This window comes from Rhizobium sp. SL86 (genome assembly GCF_026672545.1).
Classification (GTDB): Bacteria; Pseudomonadota; Alphaproteobacteria; order Rhizobiales; family Rhizobiaceae; genus Neorhizobium.
Map to the genome: position 1 here is coordinate 152,794 of NZ_JAPPRJ010000009.1, position 20,613 is coordinate 173,406.

The following is a 20,613-nucleotide window of genomic DNA, read 5'->3' on the forward strand; positions in this document are numbered from 1 at the left end:
TCGCTTTGCGTCAGACAGTCTGGAAGGGAACGGTGATGTCCCGCTTTTCTATCAGCCAGGCCGGCACCGGCAAGCCCTTGGACGTAAGGAAGTCCGGATTGAAGAGCTTGGACTGGTAGCGGTTGCCGTAATCGCACAGAATGGTCACGATCGTGTGGCCTGGACCGAGATCCCTGGCCAGCCGGATGGCGCCGGCAATGTTGATGCCGGAGGAGCCGCCGAGGCACAGACCTTCGCGCTCGACGAGGTCAAAGACCAGCGGCAGGGCTTCGGCATCGGAAATACGATAGGCGAAATCAGGCGTGAAACCGTCGAGATTGGCGGTGATGCGGCCCTGGCCGATGCCTTCGGTGATGGAAGAGCCTTCCGATTTCAGTTCGCCATGCGCGTAATATTCATAAAGGGCGGCGCCGTCCGGATCGGCGAGACCGATCTTGATCGCGGCGTTTTTCGCCTTGAGACCGATGCCTGTGCCGGCTAGCGTGCCGCCGGAACCGACGGCGCAGATGAAACCGTCCACCTTGCCGTCCGTATCCCGCCAGATCTCTTCTGCCGTCGTATCGATATGCGCCTGACGATTGGCGACATTGTCGAACTGGTTGGCCCAGATGGCGCCGTTCGGTTCGCTCTTGGCCAGTTCCTCCGCGAGCCGCCCGGAGAGCTTCACGTAGTTGTTCGGGTTCTTGTAGGGAACAGCCGGCACCTCGACCAGTTCGGCGCCGAGCAGCTTCAGCGCGTCCTTCTTTTCCTGGCTCTGGGTTTCCGGAATGACGATCACGGTGCGATAACCCAGCGCCTTGGCGACCAGCGTCAGCCCGATCCCCGTATTGCCCGCCGTGCCCTCGACGATGACGCCGCCCGGCCGCAGCAGACCCTTGCGTTCCGCATCGCGGATGATGAAGAGCGCCGCGCGATCCTTCACCGACTGGCCGGGGTTGAGGAATTCCGCTTTGCCCAGGATCTCGCAGCCGGTGAGGTCGGACGGCCCCTTCAGACGGATGAGGGGCGTATTGCCGATCGTATCCAGGACGGAGGAATGAATGGTCATGAAGCTGCCCTATCTTGCAAAACGTGCTTGTGCGCTTTTCCTACGTTGTCGCGTCGCGGGCAAGGAATTCCGTTCCGTCAGATGCTCATCCCCGGCAAAAACGTGCTGCAACTTGGTGGGAGATCGTTTGCCTGCCCGGACGGCAGAAGGGCCGGCTTTCCAGCCGACCCTTGTCAAATGTGCCTATGTCAGATGCGGATAGCGTCTGACGATCAGTCGCAGAGCTTCGGAGCCGAAGCCGACTCGTTGATGTCGCGCTGGTTCTGGTTCGGCGTGACATTGCTGCAATCGCCGCTGATCGTCTGCGACGTGCCGGACGATGTGCCGCCCGAAGCCGAGGTGCCGCCGCTGACCGAGCCAGTCGTGCCGGAATCAGTGCCGGAGCCGGCGGTGCCGGAACCCGTGGTGCCGGACGACGTTCCGCTCTGGCCGGAAGAGCCACCGCTGGAGGTCTGTGCGACAGCGCCGGTGGCGAGGCCAAGAGAAAGGGCTGATGCCAGCAGAAGTTTCGAAATCATGTGTTTCCTCCATGTTATCTGGATTGTCTGCTTGGGAGTGGGCTGTTCTTGTGTACCCGCTTAACAAACAGCTATCCGCGGCACTTGTTCCGCAAAAAAACATGGAGCCGCCGGAGAAAATCTTGCCGCCTCAGCTGAGGTTCAGCGTCAATTGCACGCCCTTCGGCACGTAAAGCGGCTTGCGGCTCGCAATCTCGATCCGCTGGAACGTCTTGCGTCGCTCCGCTGCCTCGCGTTCCCGCAAGGCGCGCGCCACAGCCACCGCTTTCAGGGCATTCTGCACGGTCTGTTCTGCACTGGTCATGAGCACCTCCGTGTTTGTTCTTGTTATGTTCTAATCAAAAACAACCGAGATGTCAATGCGAACATCAGCGATGGGTGATGAAGGACGATTGAGGGAGAACGGAAAAACAAAAGAGCCGGTTCGAAAAACGAACCGGCTCGATTTATGTCAGCATAAACGCTGAGGAATTTGGCTCCCCGGGCCGGATTCGAACCGGCGACCTGTCGATTAACAGTCGAATGCTCTACCGCTGAGCTACCAGGGAACACCGCTCGCCGCGGCGTGAGCGGGGTAATACTCAGGACCGTTCGATTTGCCAAGCGGTTTTTTCAAAAAAATTTCGCGTGCTTGTCTTATCCACACTCCCTTCCCATCTGCAGCAGGAGTTTTGATGGGAAAACCAATTGGAACAGAAGGCAAAAAAACGCAGGTTCGGTGTTGATCCCGCAACCGGACGCCTCAATCTCGGAATCGTCGAGACGCCTCTGCCACGCTCGAAAGCCGGGCGTATCGTCATCGGTGCCGGACTGGTCGGAGGAGGGGTGCTCGGTTTCCTGCCGGTGCTCGGCTTCTGGATGGTGCCGGTCGGCCTGCTGGTCTTGTCGCAGGACCTTGGTTTCGTGCGCAGAGGACGGCGGCGCGTGACGCTGTGGTGGGCTCGCCGGCGGCAGGGCCGGCGAGGGTAGTTTTCACGTCCGAGGTTCGGTCAGCCGAAGACCTCAGCCGAAGATCGATGCCAGGCCCTGACCGGCACTGACCGCCAAGATGGCGAGAACCGCGAAATAGATCACGGTGATCACCAGGAACAGGTAGCCCGCGAGAACCACGAGGCCGTCGCGCTGGATCATGCCGGTGGCAAGAAGCAGGATGGCGACCGCGGGAAGCGTGTTCGAGAAGGGCACGAGCCCGAGCGGAAACATCAGCAACACGCCGCCCGCCGTGATGCCGAGCGCATTGACCCGGTTCATCGTGCCGGATGCCGTCAGTCCGCTCATCCGTGGCTTCAGCAGTCGGTCGATGCGCGAGACGATGCCGACGCCCTTTTCGAGCGCCGGAACGAGCTTGGCCGTCTCCAGCCTGCGGTCCAGGATCTTTTTCGGCAGCCATGGCAGGCGGTTGAGGAAAATCGCGATGCCGACCAGAATGATGGCGGCGCCGAAAACCGTGCTGACGCCGGGAATCGAGACCGGGATCAGGAAGGGCAGAGAGGCCAGCGCGCAGATCAGCAGCAGCCCCTGTTCGCCCACTGCATCCATCAGTTCCCGCAGCGTGACGGTTTCGCCCTCAATGCCATCGATCAGGCCCCTCAGTGTTTCACTCAAGGGTTTCGATGTGTCTTTAAACTCGTAAGCCTGCTGCAATCTGCCTCTCCGCCTTCAGGTGGCATCGCCACGATGGTTGTGGTGCAGCATTAGCAGCGATTGAGCCAAGGTTGAAGGCAGCAGAACGGCTCCGCACGCGGCGTGCGCTATCCTGTCTGCCGTGTAACCTTTGTTCTCAGTGCGTCTTGATCCACCAGTCGAACGCCCCGCAGGCAAGCACGGCGGCAAGAATGGCAAAGACGTATGGATTGAGGTCTGTCAGAATGCTCAGGTAGTGCATGGCGGTCTCCTCCAACCGGTCTGCTCTGGCCATTGTGGCCGCTCCCGACGGCCAACGGGACGATCATATCACGTTCAGGCGGGATTACCCATCGAAAACATGTGCATCTCCAAGGCGCCTGTCGGACAGTGCGACAGAGCGCGCACTGGTCCGTGCACGATTAAGTATATCTTCGGAATTATTCCGCAACCTGGTGAGTTTATGCGAAAATCTGGCCTCGTAAAATCCAGTTCTATGTGTTGTGTCTCATGAAGATTGTTTACAAACTGAATTTAAAACAAGGTCTGAAGGCTGACACGCAGCAGCAGGATGATGCTCTGCAGACGATGCTGGACTGGAAAAAGAGCAAAGCTCCGGAGTTTTCCGCAACGCTGCGCCTCTACCTGTCCGCTCGACGTTTTCTTCGATCCATCCAGGAGAAGCGCCTGTTGATGCTGACCCTGCTCACCGGAGCCGCGGTGCAAGACGTCGCTCTGCTGGTGGTATAGGTCGGCTGGTAGTATGGGTGCGACGGGACTGCGTTAGAACAGTCTTTGCAACTCTCTGCGCGGCGTCTCCGCTAGGGGTGCGAGCGCCCTGCATAATAGCCGGCTGGCATCAGTCTCGCTCGTAGCTCGGTCGCCATCCTCGCGTCATGCCGGTACTCATCGCACCTTCTGCCAATGCTAGCTGTTGGCGCAGAAATCGGAGGTCTTCCAACAATGTGGCGATCGTCGCCTCAGCATTGCCGTCATGGTAGGCCAGCGCTGCTTCGACCTCGTTGACGTAAGATTGTTCGGGATAGGCCTGCTGTGCGGACATCGGGTCTCCGTCGCGCGGTGTGCACGTTGCTGGAAGATGATATACGAATTCACACCCCTCACGGGACGACGTTCCTATTATGTTCTCTTGATGGGGCGAGTCAATATGGCTTCGTCGTCACCGATTGGGGTGAACTGTCTAACCACCGCAGTCCGGTCTGCTTTCCACTTCTGATTAAGGGAGTCGTAAAAATTCACGTCCTAGTCTGGCGCGGGACGAACTCTGTCGAACCTCGGGAACACCGTCATGTATGTTTACAGAGAGAAATCCGTTCAGATGGCAGCGGTAGGGTGGATGGCCGCGCACTGGTCCTATCGTGAGTTGACGTCCGATGAAGAAGCGACTGGCGACCGGATGGACACGATCGGCCTGCTTGGCCAGGACTTGATTGCGATCGAGGTCAAGCCAAGTGTTCACAAAGGGATTGTCTTCCATCGGGACGGACGGGGAGGATCGCTGGAAGCCAAATTAGCCTCCACACTGTCTGATCTATATGCCGGCGTGACGGGCCGGCAACAACTTCATGTGCTCCATGCTCATTGGGATCGATTGGAACCGCTGGAGAAATGAAGAGGCTGTTCGAGATTATTTCTCTGAGGGAAAATAAAAAATGAGATTGTTTCTATTTTTGGTTGGAATGGGTCTTATTCTGGCGGTCGGCCTGCCATTTGCTGCTTCCATGGTGGGGCAACGAGCGTTCGCTGCTTGTGTGAGTAGGCTTGGGGAGGACCCACCCAATCTGCCCACCGCTGTTGAGGCTTTTGACGCATGCGCGATGGAAGAGGGAGCGAAGCTTCGTGCGGTCGAAGTTCCACCAATGCCGCGCAGGCCAAATTCCTACACTGCCAGTTGGGCATTCTGGGACTAAATACCTGCCCGGTCGGCAGCAGTATCTCGCATAGGCGCCACGATCGGCTGCTGAGCAGGTACGCTGGCGAGCGACAGCTTTTGTGCCTTCATGTCGGTCGTAGAGGCAATCTCCTGTGGTGCTCGAAAGCAGACATGCCTCTATGACGACTTCACTTCACCTGTGCGCCAATAGGAGACATGGACTGCTTCGACGTTAGAGGCTGGAATGGGGCCGATACCGGACTGATAGCTTGCGACTCATTCTGAGGTTTATGGCCATCGAGACCGATCCGTTTGACCGATGCGTTTCACCTTTTATTTGCCGAACTTTGTAATGCGTGTTTGTTCATCGGCGCAGATCATTGCTAAGAAGTTTGTGCGCCCGAAGAACTGGAGTACCCACGCGGAAAGCATCCCATCGACACCACCCAATGAAAGGAAAGCATAGGCGCAAATATCTGAATCAGTAGTGCCGATTTCAAATCCTGCCAGCGTTTGTTCAGGAATTTCCTCCCGTTGAACATCAGCGAAGACCTGGCCATCGGCAACAACAGGCGACAAATTGTGATATCTCGACAATCCCCGTACTATTTTGCGGACACTCCGCAAAATCCGCTCGTCTTCTGCGGGAAATATTCGATAGCGCTCAGGTCCCGCGTCCGGCGCCGGCCGCATAATCGCAAACATATCGAGCGCCCTACGACGGCCGTCGATTTGAGCGAATCCTCTTCGAATAGGTCCTTCCCAGAGTTCTTGGACCGCATCTGTCGCGTCACCTGCAACGGACATAACATTGCGAAAGTGCGCGTCATCATCGGAAGTCCCACTGTTGCATGCCGTGCAGTCTGGTATCGTGATCCTTTGAACCTTACTGGTCGCACTCGATAGCGGATAAATACCGCGAGGAAATATGTGCTCCCGCGTCGTCAATTTGTATCTGCCGCAAAAGCTACAATCGCCCCAATGCCCCTTCTTTTTTGACAAATTCTCAAAACCTCTTTGCCGAAGTGCAAGCCGAATCGGTCCTTATATTGGACCACATTTACCTTTCCGTCGCCTACGTCTTCGATATTCCCGAAGAACTGCGTGTCATGACGCTTCCTGATTTCGACGCGCCCGTCTAGGAAGAGACCAGCAACGGGGGAGCGTCATGGAAGATTGGACAACGAAGGAAATTGTCGGCACCATCATTGCCACCGGTTTAGTGTCGGCAATCTTCACGACGGCTATGGGGTGGATCGGCAGTGCATTTTCGTCGTGGCTCAAGACAAGGCAGGAGCGTTCCTATCTTGCAAGCCGTGTCGCCGCCGCACTCGAGAACTACGCGGCACAATGCTCGTCGCTCTCGGGCGACGTGAGCAGTGAATACGATCGGTACCAGGAAGTTTCGTCATTGGCTCTGCCGCGTCCGCCACAGTTTCCCGCAGATGCGGACTGGCGGTGCATGAAGGTCGGATTGGCCTACAAGGTGCTTACGTTCCTGAATGAGATCGAGGCCGAGGACAGGTATGCGAACTACGCCCGGCACTTTGAAAACAACCCGTTTCAGGTGGCATCTGGAGCGCGCGCCAGCGGCGAACGGGCACTGGCACTCGCCGCCGAAGTCCGGCGGTCCATCGGCCTGAGAATTGATCAGGACCATGAGGCGGCGCTGGCCAAACTTTTCCCGAAGAAGTGAGCGCCGCAGCTCATCTGCCAACAACTGACCCAAAGTCGGTGCCGGCCCGAGCCACGTCTGGGAGCCCCAAAAATTGCCCGATTACGGTCTGCTTTTGAGGAGGTCGCCAAAGGAGCTGAACGGCTGACTTGGAAGCAAAGCTGCCCATTCAGATTCGCTCGGCAACGTCCGCTTCGGGCCGAACTGAGACGCTGGCACTCCAACCTCTAATGTCCGCTATCGCCTTTCTACGCTCGACTTCGGACAGTCCCCTCCCAGCCCCATAGTGACCGCTGGCAACTACAAGGCTAATCACCGCTACCGGCCCCTTTGCCGTCGCTGTCACTCTGCGAATCGGTTGCTGTCCAAATTCCGCATTTCATCCCCTGCGGTTTTGAGCCGATCGCCGTCGATCGTGTTTCTGGAAATGGTTGCCGCCTTTGTGACCAAACAGGAACACTTTGCCACACCTCAGAGAAGTGTGGCGGAACGGTTCAAGTCCAAACTGCCACACCTTTGAAATTGTGTAGCCACTTGAAGCGGTTATCTGTCTGATTTGGGTCGGTTGGAGGCCTCGCCCGGAATTGAACCGGGGTACAAGGATTTGCAGTCCTCTGCGTCACCACTCCGCCACGAGGCCAACCGAGATTTTGTAAGTGCGTGTGGTGACGGCGCATTTAGAATGGATCTCGAAACTGTGCAAGCCCCTTCCTCCGCGCCGTCACTCTTTTTTCATGTGGAGAGGAAGAGGGCGGTGACGGCCCTCCTCCTCTCCAGCGCTTAAGCCGCCATCGTCTTGGTCAGTGCCGCGATCTTGCGGCGGAACAGGTCGGTGCCCTGTGTGATATGGTCCAGCACCGCTTCCGTGCCCCAGTAACGCTCGTGGATGTCGAAGGGGATGGCGCGGCTGCTCGTGCCGGAAAATGTGCCGAGCCGGCGATGGAAGATTTTTGCGAGCTTGGGGTAGCCCATCGGTTCGGTCTGCGCCGAAAGGACTAGGAAGGTGGAAAGCTCCGCGGCAAGCTCGGGATGCTCGGCGCCGTGGTCCTGAAGCCAGCGATAGAGATCCGGATGAAAGTTGTTCATGACGCCGCAGAAACCGGCCTCGGTCACCTGCATGGCCGGATAGGCGATGGCGGCATGTGCATTGCAGATCTTGAGCGGCGACCCGGCAACCAGCGCCGCGCGGCGCTTGATGGTGTCGAGGTCGCAGGAGACGTCCTTGATCAGCACGAATCGGCCGGACTGGGCGCAGAAATCCATCTCGTCGTCGCTCAGCAGTCGCCGGTAGGGGGCCGGGCATTCGTAAAGGCCAAGCGGCATGTCGTGCGGCAGGGCCGACAGCAGCCTGTCGAGTGTTGCCCGCACCGTGGCGGACGGCTCGGCATCGGTGGCCAGCCTGTTGGTGACGAGGATCACCGCATCCGCGCCGGTGTCGGCGATGGCGGTCAGTTCCGCGATCTGGTCCTCGATCGGATCGGAGACATGGCCGGAGGAGACGACGGGGATACGCCCGGCTACCTGGCGCACGGTGAAGCGGGAGAGCTCCACCCGCTCCTCAAGCGAGAGGAAGCGCATCTCCGAGGACTGGCAGACGGCAAACAGCGCTTCGGAGCCGTTGTCGATGTACCATTCGATCAGCGCCTCGTAACCCGCCCAGTCGATCGTGCCGTCCTCCTGGAACGGCGTGATCATGACAGGGATGATGCCCGTGATCGGAGCGGAAGAGGGAGGTGTCATACGGGTCTCCATAAACATGGGTCAGCCGGCGTAACCGAACAGGCGCGGCAGCCAGAGGACGATTTCGGGAAAGACAATCATCAGCACCAGCGCGAAGACCAGGGCGGCGAGGAAGCCCCAGATTTCGCGGATGATCTCGCCGAGCGGAATGCGCGCAGTGGCATTGATGACGAACAGCAGGATGCCGTAGGGCGGTGTGATGAGGCCGAGCATGGTGTTGACGACGGCGACGACGCCGAAATGGATGAGATCGATGCCGAGTTCGCGGCAGGCCGGTAGGAAAAGCGGCAGAATCACCAGAATGATCGTCGTCGCATCCAGCACGCAGCCGAGCAGCAGAAGCAGGATGTTGATGCCGAAAAGGAAGGTCAGCGGCGAGACATTGAGACCGGTTAGCGATTGCGCGATCTGCACGCCGATATTTTCCGAGGCGACGATATAATTGAGCACCAGGGCGCCTGCAATCACCAGGCCGACGGCTGCAGAGGGGCGCGCGCTCTCGACCAGAATCTGGTAGAAGGCCTTCAGCGATAGCGACCGATAGACAACGGTCGAGAGGAACAGGGCATAGGCGGCGGCGATGGCGGCCGCCTCCGTCGGCGTCGCGACACCGCCGTAGATGCCGTAAAGCAGGATCGCCGGCATCAGCAGCACGGGAAAGGCCTGGACGGTTACCCGCGGAATCTCTCGCAGTGGAATGTCGCTTTCCGGCGGCAGGCCGCGGCGGCGTGCATAAAGGGCGTTCATCACCATCAGCACCACGCCCATCACCAGTCCGGGAACGATTCCGCCGAGAAACAGGAAACCGATCGAGGTGTTCGAGACGAGTGCGTACAGCACCATCGGGATCGACGGCGGAATGATCGGACCAATCGTCGCGGAAGCCGCGGTGAGGGCTGCCGCATAACCGCGCGAATAGTGGCCGCTCTTGATCATCATGTCGATGACGATGCGTCCGACGCCGGCGGCATCGGCGACAGCCGAACCTGACATGCCGGAAAAGATGAGCGACGAAACGATGTTGACGTGGCCGAGCCCGCCGCGGAAGCGGCCGACGGTGGCCACACAGAACTTCAGCAGCCGTTCGGATACGGTGCCGGCATTCATGATGTTGGCGGCGACGATGAACAGCGGCACGGCCAACAGCACGAAACTGTCATACATGCCGGAGACCATCTGCTCGCCGGCGAGAGCCAGATCCTGGCCCTTGACGCCGAGATAGATCAGAGAGCCGGCAATGATGGCATAGGCGATGGGAGCGCCGATTGCCGCCAAAAACAGGATCGACAGGAGGCACAAGGAGAGGGCAAGGCTCATGCGTCCGCTCCTTCGTCCTCGTCGAGGCCCCGACGCAGCAGCGTGACCGTCCGCCAGAGGCAGGCGGCAATCACCGCGACGAGGAAGATCATGTAGACGGAAAAGATATCACGCATGGGAATGCGCAGGGTGGCGCTGCGTTTGATGCGCAGAAAGTCGATCCAGTCCCATGTCGGCAGGAAGGACCAGATGAGCAGGGCGGCAATCGACAGCGAGGAGATGATCGCCATCACCCGCCGCGGGCCTTTCGGCGCGGCCAGGTAGAGAAGATCGAAGGTGATGTGGTCGGTGCGCCGCACGATGAAGGCGGCGCCGAAAAACACGATCCAGACCCAGAGAAGGAGGCAGAGTTCGAGCGTCCAGCCGAACGGCGCGTTCATCGCGTAACGGGAAAAGATCTGCAGCAGAAACGTGGCAAACAGAGCCAGCATCAGCAGGGCGCCGATCGCTTCCGCCCCTTTGCGCAGCCAGTGGGAAAAGGCATTCATCAAAGATCTCCGGTCCTGAGGCCCCGCGCGCCGGCATACAGACGGCGCGCGGGAGGAGGCAGTCGAGGGCGGCGCGTCAGGCGCCCAATGCGTTGATCTTGTCGATCAGACCCTTCGGCCAGGCGGCGGCGAGATCACTGCCGAGGAAGGCCTTCTGCACATGCGAGCGGAAGGCCGAAAGATCGGGTTCGTAGACATCGAGCCCCTTGCCTTTCAGGAAGGCGACCAGCTCCTCTTCCTTCTTCAGCTGGTTCTGCCGGCCGAATTCGGCCGTCTCGTCGGCGGCCTTCTGCAGGGCCGCTTGTTGTTCACTGCCGAGCTTGTCGAAGACCTTTTTGGAGATGGCGAGATAGTTCAGATCCACCAGATGCGAGGTCATGCAGATCTGCTTCGTTACTTCGTAGAACTTCGCGTCGACCACGGTCGGCAAAGGATTGTCCTGCGCATCGATGGCACCGGTCTGCAGGCCGGTATAGATTTCGGTGAAGGCCATCGGCACCGGGTTGGCGCCGAGTGCCTTGCCGAGGAACTGCCAGGCATCGGTGCCGGGCATGCGCAGCGTCACACCCTTCAGATCTTCCGGCTTCATCACGGTCAGTTCGGATTTCGGCTTGCGCAGGTTGAGCTGCCGGCGGCCGAGATACATGACGCTGAGCAGCTTGACGCCGAGCTCGTCCTCGACCTTCTTCTTGAACGGATCCATCAGTGGATCCTTGAAGACCTTGACCTGATGCGCCGCGCTCTGGTGCACGTAACCTGCCGAAAAGATCGAAAACTCCGGCATGAAGACGGCAAGTTCCTGGGCCGAGGTGATCGACATTTCCAGGTTGCCGCGGGCAATTGCCTCCAGTTCGGACCCCTGCTTGAACAATGTTGCGTTCCAGTGCGGCTCGAAGGTCGCGAAGGACGAAACCGCGGGCCCGAACTTCTGCATCAGCGCCACGGCGCGCTGGTCCGTATCGGAGGCCGGCGTTGAAAGCCTGAGCGTTACCTTGTCGGCAGCATTGCCGCGTCCGGCGAGTGGCAGCGTCGCTGCGGCCGCGGCGAGCGACAGCATCGTCCGGCGGGTCAGTTGTGTGGTCATGACTTCCTCCCAAGAGTGTTGACCGGCGTGGTCAAGGCTTGACCCGCCGCTTTCGAAATGTCTGAGGACGGACGCGCATTTCCTCCCGCAACGTCATCCCGGGGTGGAGGATAACGAGATTTCCTGCCGTGACAAGTGGGTAACATGTTAGTAGTATGTCAGTGAATGAGGTGACCATGTCCAACGACCAGACCGCCCGGCCTGACGATCCGACCGCTGACCGAGCCGCCGTGACGGCCGCTGGTATCGTGCCCGTGGAGCCCGTGCGCGGGTTCGGGCGTGAGGCGCCGGCTGTACCGCTGCGCCAGGCAGCCTATGAGAAGATCGAGGCCTACCTCAATGAGGGGGATCTGATTCCGGGGCAGGTGGTGTCGCAGCGTGAACTGGTGGAAAGAACCGGCCTCACGCTGGGGGCAATCCGCGAGGCCATTCCGCGCCTCGAAGCCGAAGGCCTATTGCAGACGCTGCCGAAGCGCGGCCTCATCGTGCCGAGCCTCGATGTGTCTTTCGTCCGCGAAGCCTACCAGATGCGGCTGATGATCGAGATGACGGCCTGCCCCATTGCGGTCCGCTCCATCCCGAAACAACAGGTCGAGCGCTGGATCCACGAGCACGAGGAGGCTCAGCAAAAACTCTCCGTCAGTGCGGATCCGCAGGTCGCCATTGCATTCCAGAGGCTGGACTGGGCGCTGCACGATGCAATCGTTGCGGCGCTGGGCAACAGGCTGATTGAAAATGTCTACCGGGTGACGGCGATCAAGACCCGCATGGCCGTGCAGCGCCACATCAAGGTGACGCCGTCGAATGCCGAACGTGTCATCCGCGAACATCTGGTCTTCCTGACGGCGATGCGCGACGGACGGCTGGAAGAGGCTGTCGAGGGGCTGAGGACACATGTGACGAATTCGCAGACGCTGGCTTTGGGCGGCAGTCTCGACGCAACACGCTAGACGAGGTCTGCGATCGCAACCGCCACCGAATCGACCGCCCGGAGCGTTGGCGCCGGGCGGTCCAGATCAATTGAGGTGCCAGATCAATTCAGGCACAAGGGCCGGCCTCAGGCCGCGCCCGCGGGATCGCCGATCGGCAGAAGAGCCGGGTTGAGCGGCGGATCGTTCGGGTTCTTGGTGTCGGCCGGATCCTGCGCCGGTGTCAGTGGCGGTTTTTCCTGAACACGGTCCGGAACGCCGGGGGCCGGGGTTGGTCCGCGCGGTGTATCGACGGGGTTATCGCCGGGAATTGTCGTCGGCATCGAAGCCTCCCTTCGTTGCTTGGGTTCGATAGCCAACTCGCAAGGTCCGGGCTTTGTTCCGGATCTGCGGACCCGGTCGCGAACGATTCCGGCGCCGGACTGACGCTGCGGTCTTGAAAGCTTGGACCGGCACCAGTAATACGGACGCCAGACAGACGCTTTGACGGGGCGAACAACAATGATCGATTACGAAGCAGCACGCATCAAGATGGTGGACAATCAGGTGCGCACCACCGATGTCACCTCCCATTCCGTGCTGCGCGCTTTCCTGACGGTGCCGCGCGAAGCATTCGTGCCGGAAAACATGAAGAGCCTGGCCTATATCGACAACGACATCCAGGTTTCGCCCGGACGCTACATCATGGAGGCGTCGCCGCTGGCAAAGCTGCTGCAGCTGGCCGCGATCACCAAGAATGATCTCGTCCTCGAAGTTGGCTGTTCCACCGGTTATGCGACGGCACTCCTGTCGCAGGTGGCAAGTGCGGTTGTCGCAGTGGAAAGCGATGCGGACCTCGCCGCCAAGGCGACCGCGACGCTCGCAAGCCTCGGCTGCGACAATGCCGTCGTCGTGACCGGCGATCTGGAACAGGGACATGCCGCTGAGGCGCCCTATGACGTGATCTTCATCAACGGTGCCGTCGAAGAGGTTCCGGACGCTCTCTTCGGACAGCTTCGTGATGGTGGCCGCCTGGTGACGGTGGTCGGTTACGGCAACGCTTCCACGGCGCGGATGTACCTGAAAGAGCACGGTGTGGTGTCGGAAAGTGTCTATTTCAACACCAGCGTCCGGCCATTGCCGGGCTTCCGCAAGGCTGCGGAATTTGTATTCTGATGCAGGAGGGCGGCCGCTGAGCCGCCCTTCTCGTATCCGGCCTCCGACAAAGCTGTGCATCCGGCGAACCATCTTGGCGCATGCAATTGTGGTGTGCCCCATGCATCGCTTACACTGATTCCCGATTCGGCCGTCCGGGATCAAACAGACTGCGGCGGCTCCAAGGCAGATCGGGGATGAATATGGCTCAGCCAAGTGTCGCGCGTGAACCGTCCATGGAAGAGATTCTCGCTTCCATCCGCAGGATCATCGAGAGCAATGACCCGATCACCGAGAGCATGGGGGCATCTGCTTCCAGCGAGGTCGAGTTCGAGGATGAAGAAGACGCGTTTGAACTGACCGACGAGGTCGACAATCCCTTCCTCTCGCAGGTTCCCGCCAATGATCCGGGTTCTCCCATGACGTCTGAAGCACCCAGCCTTCGCCCGACCCACGAACCGGCGCAGGTGCAGCGGGTTGAAACGCCCGAACCTGAGGAAAAGACCCTGTCGCTTGCCGATGTCGCAGCACGCGTCCGGGCAGCGGCCGGCCGCGTTCCGGAGCCGGTGGCGCAACGCCCCGCAGCGCCGTCGTCCGGTCCGAACCCTGCAGTCCCGCAGATGCCGTCGGCTGCCGCACCGCGCCAGCGCGTTGTTGCCGTTGATGCGCCGGTGCAGCCACGCGCATCGGAGCTTTCGCCGGTTCTGCGCGAATTGCACAACATGCGTGCCGACACGCCGTCCGACAACCGTCGCGCCGAACCTGTCCTGTCGGCTGGCGAGGCGCAGCGAATGTCCGGTGCCGAGAGCGCCCAGATGCATCTGTCCGAGATGCGGGCGCCCGAACCGAGAGTGCCGGAAACAAGAATGTCGGAAACAGGAATGTCCGAAACGCTGCCGATCCTGCATGTGGCCGAAACCGCGGAAGAGCCGATGACCCTTCCGGTGAAGATCGAGGAAGCGGCATCGCTGATCTCGCAGGAAGCCGGTGAACAGGTGGCGCGTTCCTTCAAGCAGCTCGCCGATGTCTTCAACGGCATCGAGCGCCAGTCGGTGGAGGACATGGCCCGGGAAATGCTGAAGCCGATGCTGCGCGAATGGCTCGATGACAACCTTCCGACGCTCGTGGAGCGGATGGTGCGGGAGGAAATCGAACGGGTGGCGCGCGGCCCGCGCCGCTGAACGCATCGCGTTGCCACTCCCGAAGGGCCGCTTTCCGGAGCGGCCTTTTTTATTGACTCGTCTTGGTCAGTCCTATTTACAGCCAAGCAAAGCGAACTCGAAATTCTGGTCGGAAAATGCTCGAAAAAACCTACGATTCCGCCGCCGTCGAACCCAAGATAGCAGCCGCATGGGATGAGGCCGATGCCTTCCGCGCCGGCGCGAACGCCAAGCCCGGCGCCGAAACCTTCACCATCGTGATCCCGCCGCCGAACGTGACCGGTTCGCTGCACATGGGCCACGCGCTGAACAACACGTTGCAGGACATCATGATCCGCTTCGAGCGTATGCGCGGCAAGGATGTGCTGTGGCAGCCGGGCATGGACCATGCCGGCATCGCCACTCAGATGGTCGTCGAGCGCAAGCTGATGGAAGCCCAGCAGCCGGGCCGCCGCGAACTGGGCCGCGAAGCCTTCATTGAGAAGGTCTGGGAATGGAAGGCCGAATCCGGCGGCTTGATCTTCAACCAGCTGAAGCGGCTGGGTGCTTCCTGCGACTGGTCGCGTGAGCGCTTCACCATGGACGAGGGCCTGTCCAAGGCCGTTCTGGAAGTTTTCGTGACCCTCTACAAGCAGGGCCTGATCTACCGCGGCAAGCGCCTGGTCAACTGGGACCCGCATTTCGAGACGGCGATTTCCGACATCGAGGTCGAGAACCGCGAAGTCGACGGCCATATGTGGCATTTCAAGTACCCGCTGGCCGGCGGCGAGACCTACACCTATGTGGAGAAGGACGCCGACGGCAATATCGTTCTGCAGGAAGAGCGTAACTACATCTCGATCGCCACGACGCGTCCCGAGACGATGCTCGGCGACGGTGCGGTCGCCGTCCATCCGTCGGACGAACGGTATGCGGCAATCGTCGGCAAGCTCTGTGAAATTCCGGTCGGTCCGAAGGAACACCGCCGCCTGATCCCGATCATCACCGACGAATATCCGGATCCGACCTTCGGATCGGGCGCGGTGAAGATCACCGGTGCGCATGACTTCAACGACTATCAGGTTGCCAAGCGCAACAACATTCCGCTCTATCGCCTGATGGATACGCAGGCGCAGTTGCGCACCGACGGCGAGCCTTATGCCCGCTGTGCCGAACTGGCCCTGGAGATCACCCGCTCCGGCAAGCTTCCAACGGAAGCCGAGGTCGATGACATCAACCTCGTTCCGGAAGAGTATCGCGGTCTTGATCGTTACGAGGCGCGCAAGCGCATCGTCGCCGCCATCAATGCCGAAGGCCTTGCCGTCACCGTCAAGGATGCCGAAGGCAATGACGTGCCCTACGTCGAGAACAAGAAAATCATGCAGCCGTTCGGCGACCGTTCGAACGTCGTCATCGAGCCGATGCTGACCGACCAGTGGTTCGTCGATGCCAAGACGCTGGCCGAGCCGGCCATGGCGTCCGTGCGCGAGGGCCGCACGAATTTCGTGCCGAAGAACTGGGAAAAGACCTATTTCGAATGGATGGAAAACATCCAGCCCTGGTGCATCTCCCGTCAGCTGTGGTGGGGCCACCAGATCCCGGCCTGGTACGGCCCGGATGGACAGGTCTTTGTTGAAAAGACCGAGGAAGAGGCGCTCGATGCTGCCGTCCAGCACTATCTCGCCCATGAAGGCCCGTGGAAGGCCTGGGTGCAGGAAAAACTCGAAAACTTCGAACCGGGCGCCATCCTGACCCGCGACGAGGACGTGCTCGACACCTGGTTCTCGTCCGCGCTCTGGCCCTTCTCGACGCTTGGCTGGCCGGATGAGACGCCGGAGCTTGCGCGCTATTATCCGACGAACGTGCTCGTCACCGGCTTCGACATCATCTTCTTCTGGGTCGCCCGCATGATGATGATGGGCCTGCACTTCATGAAGGACGAGGACGGCAACCCCGTCGAACCCTTCAACACTGTCTATGTCCATGCGCTGGTCCGCGACAAGAACGGCCAGAAGATGTCGAAGTCGAAGGGCAACGTCATCGATCCGCTCGACCTGATCGAGGAATACGGCGCCGACGCGCTGCGCTTCACGCTCGCCATCATGGCAGCGCAGGGGCGCGACGTGAAGCTCGATCCGGCCCGCATTGCCGGTTACCGCAATTTCGGCACCAAGCTCTGGAATGCGACGCGTTTTGCCGAGATGAACGGTGTCAAGCGCGACCCGCATTTCCTGCCGGAAGCGACGGTTCTCAACGTCAACCGCTGGATCCTCACGGAACTCTCCCGGACCATTGCCGACGTGACCGCGGCAATCCAGAGCCAGCGTTTCAACGATGCGGCGGCGAGCCTCTACCGTTTTGTCTGGAACCAGGTCTGCGACTGGTATCTCGAGCTCTTGAAGCCGATCTTCTCTGGCGAGGACGAGGCCGCCAAGGCGGAAGCCCAGGCCTGTGTCGCTTACGTCCTGGAGGAGACCTACAAGCTCCTGCATCCGTTCATGCCGTTCATGACGGAGGAATTGTGGGCGCATACCGCAAGCCGCGAGAGCCTTCTGTGCCATACGGACTGGCCGGTGGCCACGTTTGCGGATGACGCGGCAGCTGCCGAGATCAACTGGCTGGTGGACCTCGTCACCGGCCTGCGCTCGGCGCGTTCGGAAATGAACGTTCCGCCTGCCGCCAAGGCTCCTTTGATCGTCGTGGGCGCCACGGCCCTGACCGAAGGCCGTCTGCAGCGCCACGACGCCGCGATCAAGCGGCTCGCCCGTGTCGAGACGATCGAACTCGCTGACACCGCACCGCGTGGCGCGGCCCAGGTGGTTGTCGGTGAGGCCACCGCCTGCCTGCCGCTCGGCAGCCTGATCGATCTGGTCGCCGAGCGTGCCCGTATCGAAAAGTCGCGTGCAAAGACCGAGGTCGAGATCGACCGTGCGGAAAAGAAGCTTGGCAACGAGAAGTTCGTCGCCAATGCCGATCCGGAAGTCGTGGCCGCCGAGCGTGAGCGTCTTGCAGAACTGCTGGTGCTGAAGGCGAGCCTGGAGACAGCACTGCAACGAATCGACGAAGCCACCTGAAGCGACAGCATTTTTTCGTCTCGTGGCCCTGCAGAGTCGCCCTCTGCAGGGCCATTTGCATTCAAGGTCTGCATCCGGCCGGGCTAAGGCAGGCAAATGTGGCAAAAATTCGCGTTTCGGCACATTGTTGCGGAATTGCAACGTTTGTTTCTGGTTTGAAACAAATTTCCCTGAAATCGTTCATGTGAGCCACAATGAGGAAATCCGTTCCTCTGAGTCGGTTTTTCGGGCCGTTGGTTCAGAAGTTTACGTAAAATAATAGAATTGTTGTTGCGGTGCGGTATCTGTTTCGGAGATTGTCTTTTGATTCTGCGCAGTTACGCTGTGGCAGTCACTTACCTGGGAGTGGGAGAATTATGGTAAGAAACACGATTATGCGGGGGCTGCTTGCCACGGCAGCTGTCTGCGCGGTTCACACCTCGGCCACGGCGGGCGGCCTTGAGCGTGGCGGCTACAACATCGATCTCTTGTTCGATCCGTCTTCCGTTGCGGTGGAATCAAGCGCGACCTACGTGTCGCCACAGCGCAAGCTGAAGAACGTTCAGGACATTGACCGGACGGATGGGCTTGGGTCCGACGGGCGCAATGGCGGCACGACGACGGCCGATGACGCGGAGGGCTATTGGGTGCCGCGCGTCGGCGTGAAGGCTGGTTTCGGGGACAGCGTCGACTGTATGGCTGATTATTCTCAGCCATGGGGTGCACACACAAAGCCGGGCGCCAACTGGCGCGGCGCCAACGAAAATATCGAGACGAAGGTCGAGAGCGACAACTACGCTGTCACCTGCTCTTACAAGTTCGATCTGGGCAAGGGTCAGTTGCGTCTGATCGGCGGTGGCTTCTACCAGGAAGTCAGCGGCTTCAAGGAGCGTCTTGTCGTGCCGGCAAGCGCAACGCCGTTCGGCAACGGGATCGGTCGCCTGGAACTGGCCGGTGACGGTTGGGGCTGGCGCGCTGGTCTCGCTTACGAGATCCCGGAATATGCCTTCCGGACGAGCCTCGTCTACAACAGCGAAGTCGATCTCGACGACATCACGGGAACGCTGGATCTGCGCACCGTCAACGGTCGTCTGCTCAACGTGTTCGGCGCCCAGAAGATGCCTGATACACTTGAACTGAAGATGCAGACCGGCGTCGCGCCGGGCTGGCTGGTGTTCGGTTCGGTAAAGTGGGTCGACTGGAGCCAGCTCTCGACGATCCCGTTCTGTGTCGTTGGTACGGTGTCCACCTGCACGACCCGCAGTCAGGTGACGTCCCTCGATCTCGGTTATCGCGATGGCTGGACGATCAGCGGCGGTGTCGGCCACAAGTTCAACGATCAGTGGAGCGGTGCGCTGAGCCTGACCTGGGATCGCGGCACGAGCCAGGGATATGGCACGCTGACTGACACCTGGACGGTTGGTGCCGCAGTCTCCTATTCGCCGAGCCAGAACGTCGAGCTGCGCCTTGCCGGTGCTCTTGGTGTCCTGACGAGCGGTTCGTCTGGTCCGGTGACGATCGATGGTATCAGCTACGGTAGCGATACGCGCTATGATTTCGAAGATGATCTCGTGGCGGCCATTTCGACCTCTCTGAAGATCAAGTTCTGATCAACCATGTTGATATCTGAAGGGCCCGGTTCCAACGACCGGGCCCTTCTTTGTTTAGACTTGCCGGTGGCCAGACCTTCGTGACGAATCTGCAACAGTTTTTTTGCACATTCATGCCTATCGTTTCCGTCGAAGGTTTTGTCTACTTCCCGCCACAAACGAGGCGCAGCGAAGAGAGCAGCAAAGTGTGCGGACCTGCGGGGGCGGGGCGCGTGACGGGTAAAAATGGGCGAATTCTCTTTTGAAATGGCAGGGATGGCCGCGGTCGATACAGTCGTATCGTTTCGACGGGCTTCCAGTTCATGTGTCGCAGACAGGGGTCGCAGTATTGCCGAAAACGCAGCCTACAGTCGTTTTGCCTTGCGATCGTCCGCAAGGCTGGCGGCACGGCCAAAAATGGTCCGTTTTACTGGTTCGGTTGAGAATAGCGTGTTCGGAGTACAAAAGATGACCCGTCATCGGAATTGCAATGGCTTCCTCACAGAAGCCGATGGAACGTCAATGGACCGCTTATTCTCCCGTACTCTAACCACCGGCATGGTTAAGGAAATCTGAACATGCCGCAATTATCCTTGCCCGGTGCCGGGATGCTCGCATTCGGCCTCATGATCGGACTGCTGCCGGCGCAGCCCTGTTTTTCCTTCGACATAAATTCCGGTGTCAGCAAGGAGTCGGGTCCCTTCGATCTCTTCAAGTTCGGCTTCAAGGCCTATAAAAACGGTCAGAAGCAGGATGCCGTGGAAGCCTATCGTTATGCGGCGGAGAAGGGCCATACCGGTTCGCGCTGGGCGCTGGCCAATATGTATGCCGATGGCGATGGTGTCGCCCAGAACGATCTGGAAGCCTTCAAGATCTACAGCGAGATCGCCAGTCAGGGTGTCGAGCCCGGTTCGGAAGACACCGGCTTTTTCGTCAATGCGCTTCTCGCTTTGGCTGATTATTACCGGCACGGCATTCCGGGAACGGCGGTGAAGACCGATCTGACCCAGGCGCGCCAGATCTATTTCCAGGTTGCCTCCACATTCGGTGTGGCCGAAGCGCAGTTCCAGCTTGCCCGTATGATGATGACGGGTGAGGGTGGCAGCGCCAACGTGCAGCAGGCAAAGAAATGGCTGAACCAGGCCCGCAAGGCGGGTCATCCGGGTGCCATGGCGATCTTTGGCAACGTGCTCTTCCAGGAGGGCCAGACCGTGCGCGGCCTTGCCTTCCTCACCGCAGCGCTGGACCGTTGCAGCAAGCGGGATTGCCCCTGGATGGAAGAAATGCAGGAAAACGCCTTTGCGCTGTCGAGCGAAGGTGACCGCCGCAGCGCCGTGGCGCTTGCCCAGCAGTTTGCCGCCGGCGCAACGGAATAGCCGGAA

22 protein-coding genes and 2 tRNA genes are annotated in these 20,613 nt (G+C 59.9%); 10 read left to right on the top strand and 14 right to left on the bottom strand.

Annotated features, from left to right (window positions below):
• Window positions 1-10: 10 nt before the first annotated feature.
• The 4 genes from OU993_RS23955 to OU993_RS23970 all read right to left on the bottom strand — a co-directional run bounded on the left by OU993_RS23955 (window position 11) and on the right by OU993_RS23970 (window position 2,114).
• Window positions 11-1,048 carry a cysteine synthase A gene (locus OU993_RS23955; RefSeq protein WP_268161437.1) on the bottom strand — a complete coding sequence of 346 codons (1,038 nt, stop codon included), beginning with the start codon at window positions 1,046-1,048 and terminating at the stop codon, window positions 11-13.
• A 212-nt stretch (window positions 1,049-1,260) separates the two neighbouring features.
• Window positions 1,261-1,566 carry a hypothetical protein gene (locus tag OU993_RS23960; protein ID WP_268161438.1) on the bottom strand — a complete coding sequence of 102 codons (306 nt, stop codon included), beginning with the start codon at window positions 1,564-1,566 and terminating at the stop codon, window positions 1,261-1,263.
• A 130-nt stretch (window positions 1,567-1,696) separates the two neighbouring features.
• Window positions 1,697-1,870, bottom strand: a complete 174-nt coding sequence (locus OU993_RS23965; RefSeq protein WP_268161439.1) for a hypothetical protein — start codon at window positions 1,868-1,870, stop codon at window positions 1,697-1,699.
• A gap of 169 nt (window positions 1,871-2,039) precedes the next feature.
• Window positions 2,040-2,114 (bottom strand) — tRNA-Asn (locus tag OU993_RS23970).
• Between the two features lie 139 nt (window positions 2,115-2,253).
• Between OU993_RS23970 and OU993_RS23975 the strand changes: the two genes are divergently transcribed.
• Entirely contained in the window at window positions 2,254-2,535 is a 282-nt protein-coding gene (locus OU993_RS23975; RefSeq protein ID WP_268161440.1) for a hypothetical protein, read from the top strand.
• A 33-nt stretch (window positions 2,536-2,568) separates the two neighbouring features.
• Here the strand turns inward: OU993_RS23975 and OU993_RS23980 are convergent, their stop codons facing one another.
• Both OU993_RS23980 and OU993_RS23985 read right to left on the bottom strand, forming a co-directional pair.
• Entirely contained in the window at window positions 2,569-3,210 is a 642-nt protein-coding gene (locus OU993_RS23980; RefSeq protein WP_268161441.1) for an exopolysaccharide biosynthesis protein, read from the bottom strand.
• Between the two features lie 136 nt (window positions 3,211-3,346).
• Entirely contained in the window at window positions 3,347-3,484 is a 138-nt protein-coding gene (locus OU993_RS23985) for a hypothetical protein (protein ID WP_268161442.1), read from the bottom strand.
• A 215-nt stretch (window positions 3,485-3,699) separates the two neighbouring features.
• Here OU993_RS23985 and OU993_RS23990 point away from each other — a divergent pair, with 215 nt between their 5' ends.
• Window positions 3,700-3,939, top strand: a complete 240-nt coding sequence (locus tag OU993_RS23990) for a hypothetical protein (RefSeq protein ID WP_268161443.1) — start codon at window positions 3,700-3,702, stop codon at window positions 3,937-3,939.
• Window positions 3,940-4,048: 109 nt separating this feature from the next.
• Here OU993_RS23990 and OU993_RS23995 read toward each other — a convergent pair whose 3' ends face one another.
• The gene (locus OU993_RS23995) at window positions 4,049-4,252 is read right to left on the bottom strand and encodes a hypothetical protein (RefSeq protein WP_268161444.1); all 204 of its coding nucleotides are present in this window, start codon (window positions 4,250-4,252) and stop codon (window positions 4,049-4,051) included.
• Between the two features lie 246 nt (window positions 4,253-4,498).
• Here OU993_RS23995 and OU993_RS24000 point away from each other — a divergent pair, with 246 nt between their 5' ends.
• Window positions 4,499-4,822 carry a hypothetical protein gene (locus OU993_RS24000; RefSeq protein WP_268161445.1) on the top strand — a complete coding sequence of 108 codons (324 nt, stop codon included), beginning with the start codon at window positions 4,499-4,501 and terminating at the stop codon, window positions 4,820-4,822.
• Window positions 4,823-5,416: 594 nt separating this feature from the next.
• Here OU993_RS24000 and OU993_RS24005 read toward each other — a convergent pair.
• Window positions 5,417-5,788: a hypothetical protein gene (locus OU993_RS24005; RefSeq protein WP_268161446.1), complete on the bottom strand. Its 372-nt coding sequence runs from the start codon at window positions 5,786-5,788 to the stop codon at window positions 5,417-5,419.
• A 463-nt stretch (window positions 5,789-6,251) separates the two neighbouring features.
• Here OU993_RS24005 and OU993_RS24010 point away from each other — a divergent pair, with 463 nt between their 5' ends.
• Window positions 6,252-6,779 carry a hypothetical protein gene (locus OU993_RS24010; protein ID WP_268161447.1) on the top strand — a complete coding sequence of 176 codons (528 nt, stop codon included), beginning with the start codon at window positions 6,252-6,254 and terminating at the stop codon, window positions 6,777-6,779.
• A 545-nt stretch (window positions 6,780-7,324) separates the two neighbouring features.
• On the opposite strand, the gene OU993_RS24015 is transcribed toward OU993_RS24010, so the two are convergent.
• The 5 genes from OU993_RS24015 to dctP form a co-directional block, all read right to left on the bottom strand.
• Window positions 7,325-7,398, bottom strand: a tRNA-Cys gene (locus OU993_RS24015).
• Window positions 7,399-7,538: 140 nt separating this feature from the next.
• Window positions 7,539-8,498, bottom strand: coding sequence for a dihydrodipicolinate synthase family protein (locus OU993_RS24020; protein ID WP_268161448.1), 960 nt, complete (start codon window positions 8,496-8,498; stop codon window positions 7,539-7,541).
• 21 nt (window positions 8,499-8,519) lie between these two features.
• A complete protein-coding gene (locus tag OU993_RS24025) occupies window positions 8,520-9,815 on the bottom strand; it encodes a TRAP transporter large permease (protein ID WP_268161449.1) in 1,296 nt (431 codons plus the stop codon).
• On the bottom strand, window positions 9,812-10,303 hold the full coding sequence (locus tag OU993_RS24030) for a TRAP transporter small permease (protein WP_268161450.1): 492 nt from the start codon (window positions 10,301-10,303) through the stop codon (window positions 9,812-9,814). Before OU993_RS24030 ends, OU993_RS24025 begins: the two co-directional genes overlap by 4 nt.
• Window positions 10,304-10,379: 76 nt before the next feature.
• On the bottom strand, window positions 10,380-11,387 hold the full coding sequence (gene dctP, locus OU993_RS24035) for a TRAP transporter substrate-binding protein DctP (protein WP_268161451.1): 1,008 nt from the start codon (window positions 11,385-11,387) through the stop codon (window positions 10,380-10,382).
• A gap of 176 nt (window positions 11,388-11,563) precedes the next feature.
• On the opposite strand from dctP, the gene OU993_RS24040 reads away from it, so the two are divergent.
• Complete coding sequence (locus tag OU993_RS24040) at window positions 11,564-12,337, top strand: GntR family transcriptional regulator (protein WP_268161452.1); 774 nt, start codon at window positions 11,564-11,566, stop codon at window positions 12,335-12,337.
• Window positions 12,338-12,444: 107 nt separating this feature from the next.
• Here the strand turns inward: OU993_RS24040 and OU993_RS24045 are convergent, their stop codons facing one another.
• Entirely contained in the window at window positions 12,445-12,639 is a 195-nt protein-coding gene (locus OU993_RS24045) for a hypothetical protein (protein WP_268161453.1), read from the bottom strand.
• 178 nt (window positions 12,640-12,817) lie between these two features.
• Here OU993_RS24045 and OU993_RS24050 point away from each other — a divergent pair, with 178 nt between their 5' ends.
• The 5 genes from OU993_RS24050 to exoR all read left to right on the top strand — a co-directional run bounded on the left by OU993_RS24050 (window position 12,818) and on the right by exoR (window position 20,607).
• Complete coding sequence (locus OU993_RS24050; RefSeq protein ID WP_268161454.1) at window positions 12,818-13,471, top strand: protein-L-isoaspartate O-methyltransferase family protein; 654 nt, start codon at window positions 12,818-12,820, stop codon at window positions 13,469-13,471.
• Between the two features lie 182 nt (window positions 13,472-13,653).
• On the top strand, window positions 13,654-14,631 hold the full coding sequence (locus OU993_RS24055; RefSeq protein ID WP_268161455.1) for a PopZ family protein: 978 nt from the start codon (window positions 13,654-13,656) through the stop codon (window positions 14,629-14,631).
• A 116-nt stretch (window positions 14,632-14,747) separates the two neighbouring features.
• A complete protein-coding gene (locus OU993_RS24060; RefSeq protein WP_268161456.1) occupies window positions 14,748-17,663 on the top strand; it encodes a valine--tRNA ligase in 2,916 nt (971 codons plus the stop codon).
• 356 nt (window positions 17,664-18,019) lie between these two features.
• On the top strand, window positions 18,020-19,252 hold the full coding sequence (locus OU993_RS24065) for an OmpP1/FadL family transporter (protein WP_268161457.1): 1,233 nt from the start codon (window positions 18,020-18,022) through the stop codon (window positions 19,250-19,252).
• 587 nt (window positions 19,253-19,839) lie between these two features.
• Entirely contained in the window at window positions 19,840-20,607 is a 768-nt protein-coding gene (exoR, locus tag OU993_RS24070) for an exopolysaccharide production regulator ExoR (protein ID WP_326493868.1), read from the top strand.
• The last annotated feature ends 6 nt before the right edge of the window (window positions 20,608-20,613 follow it).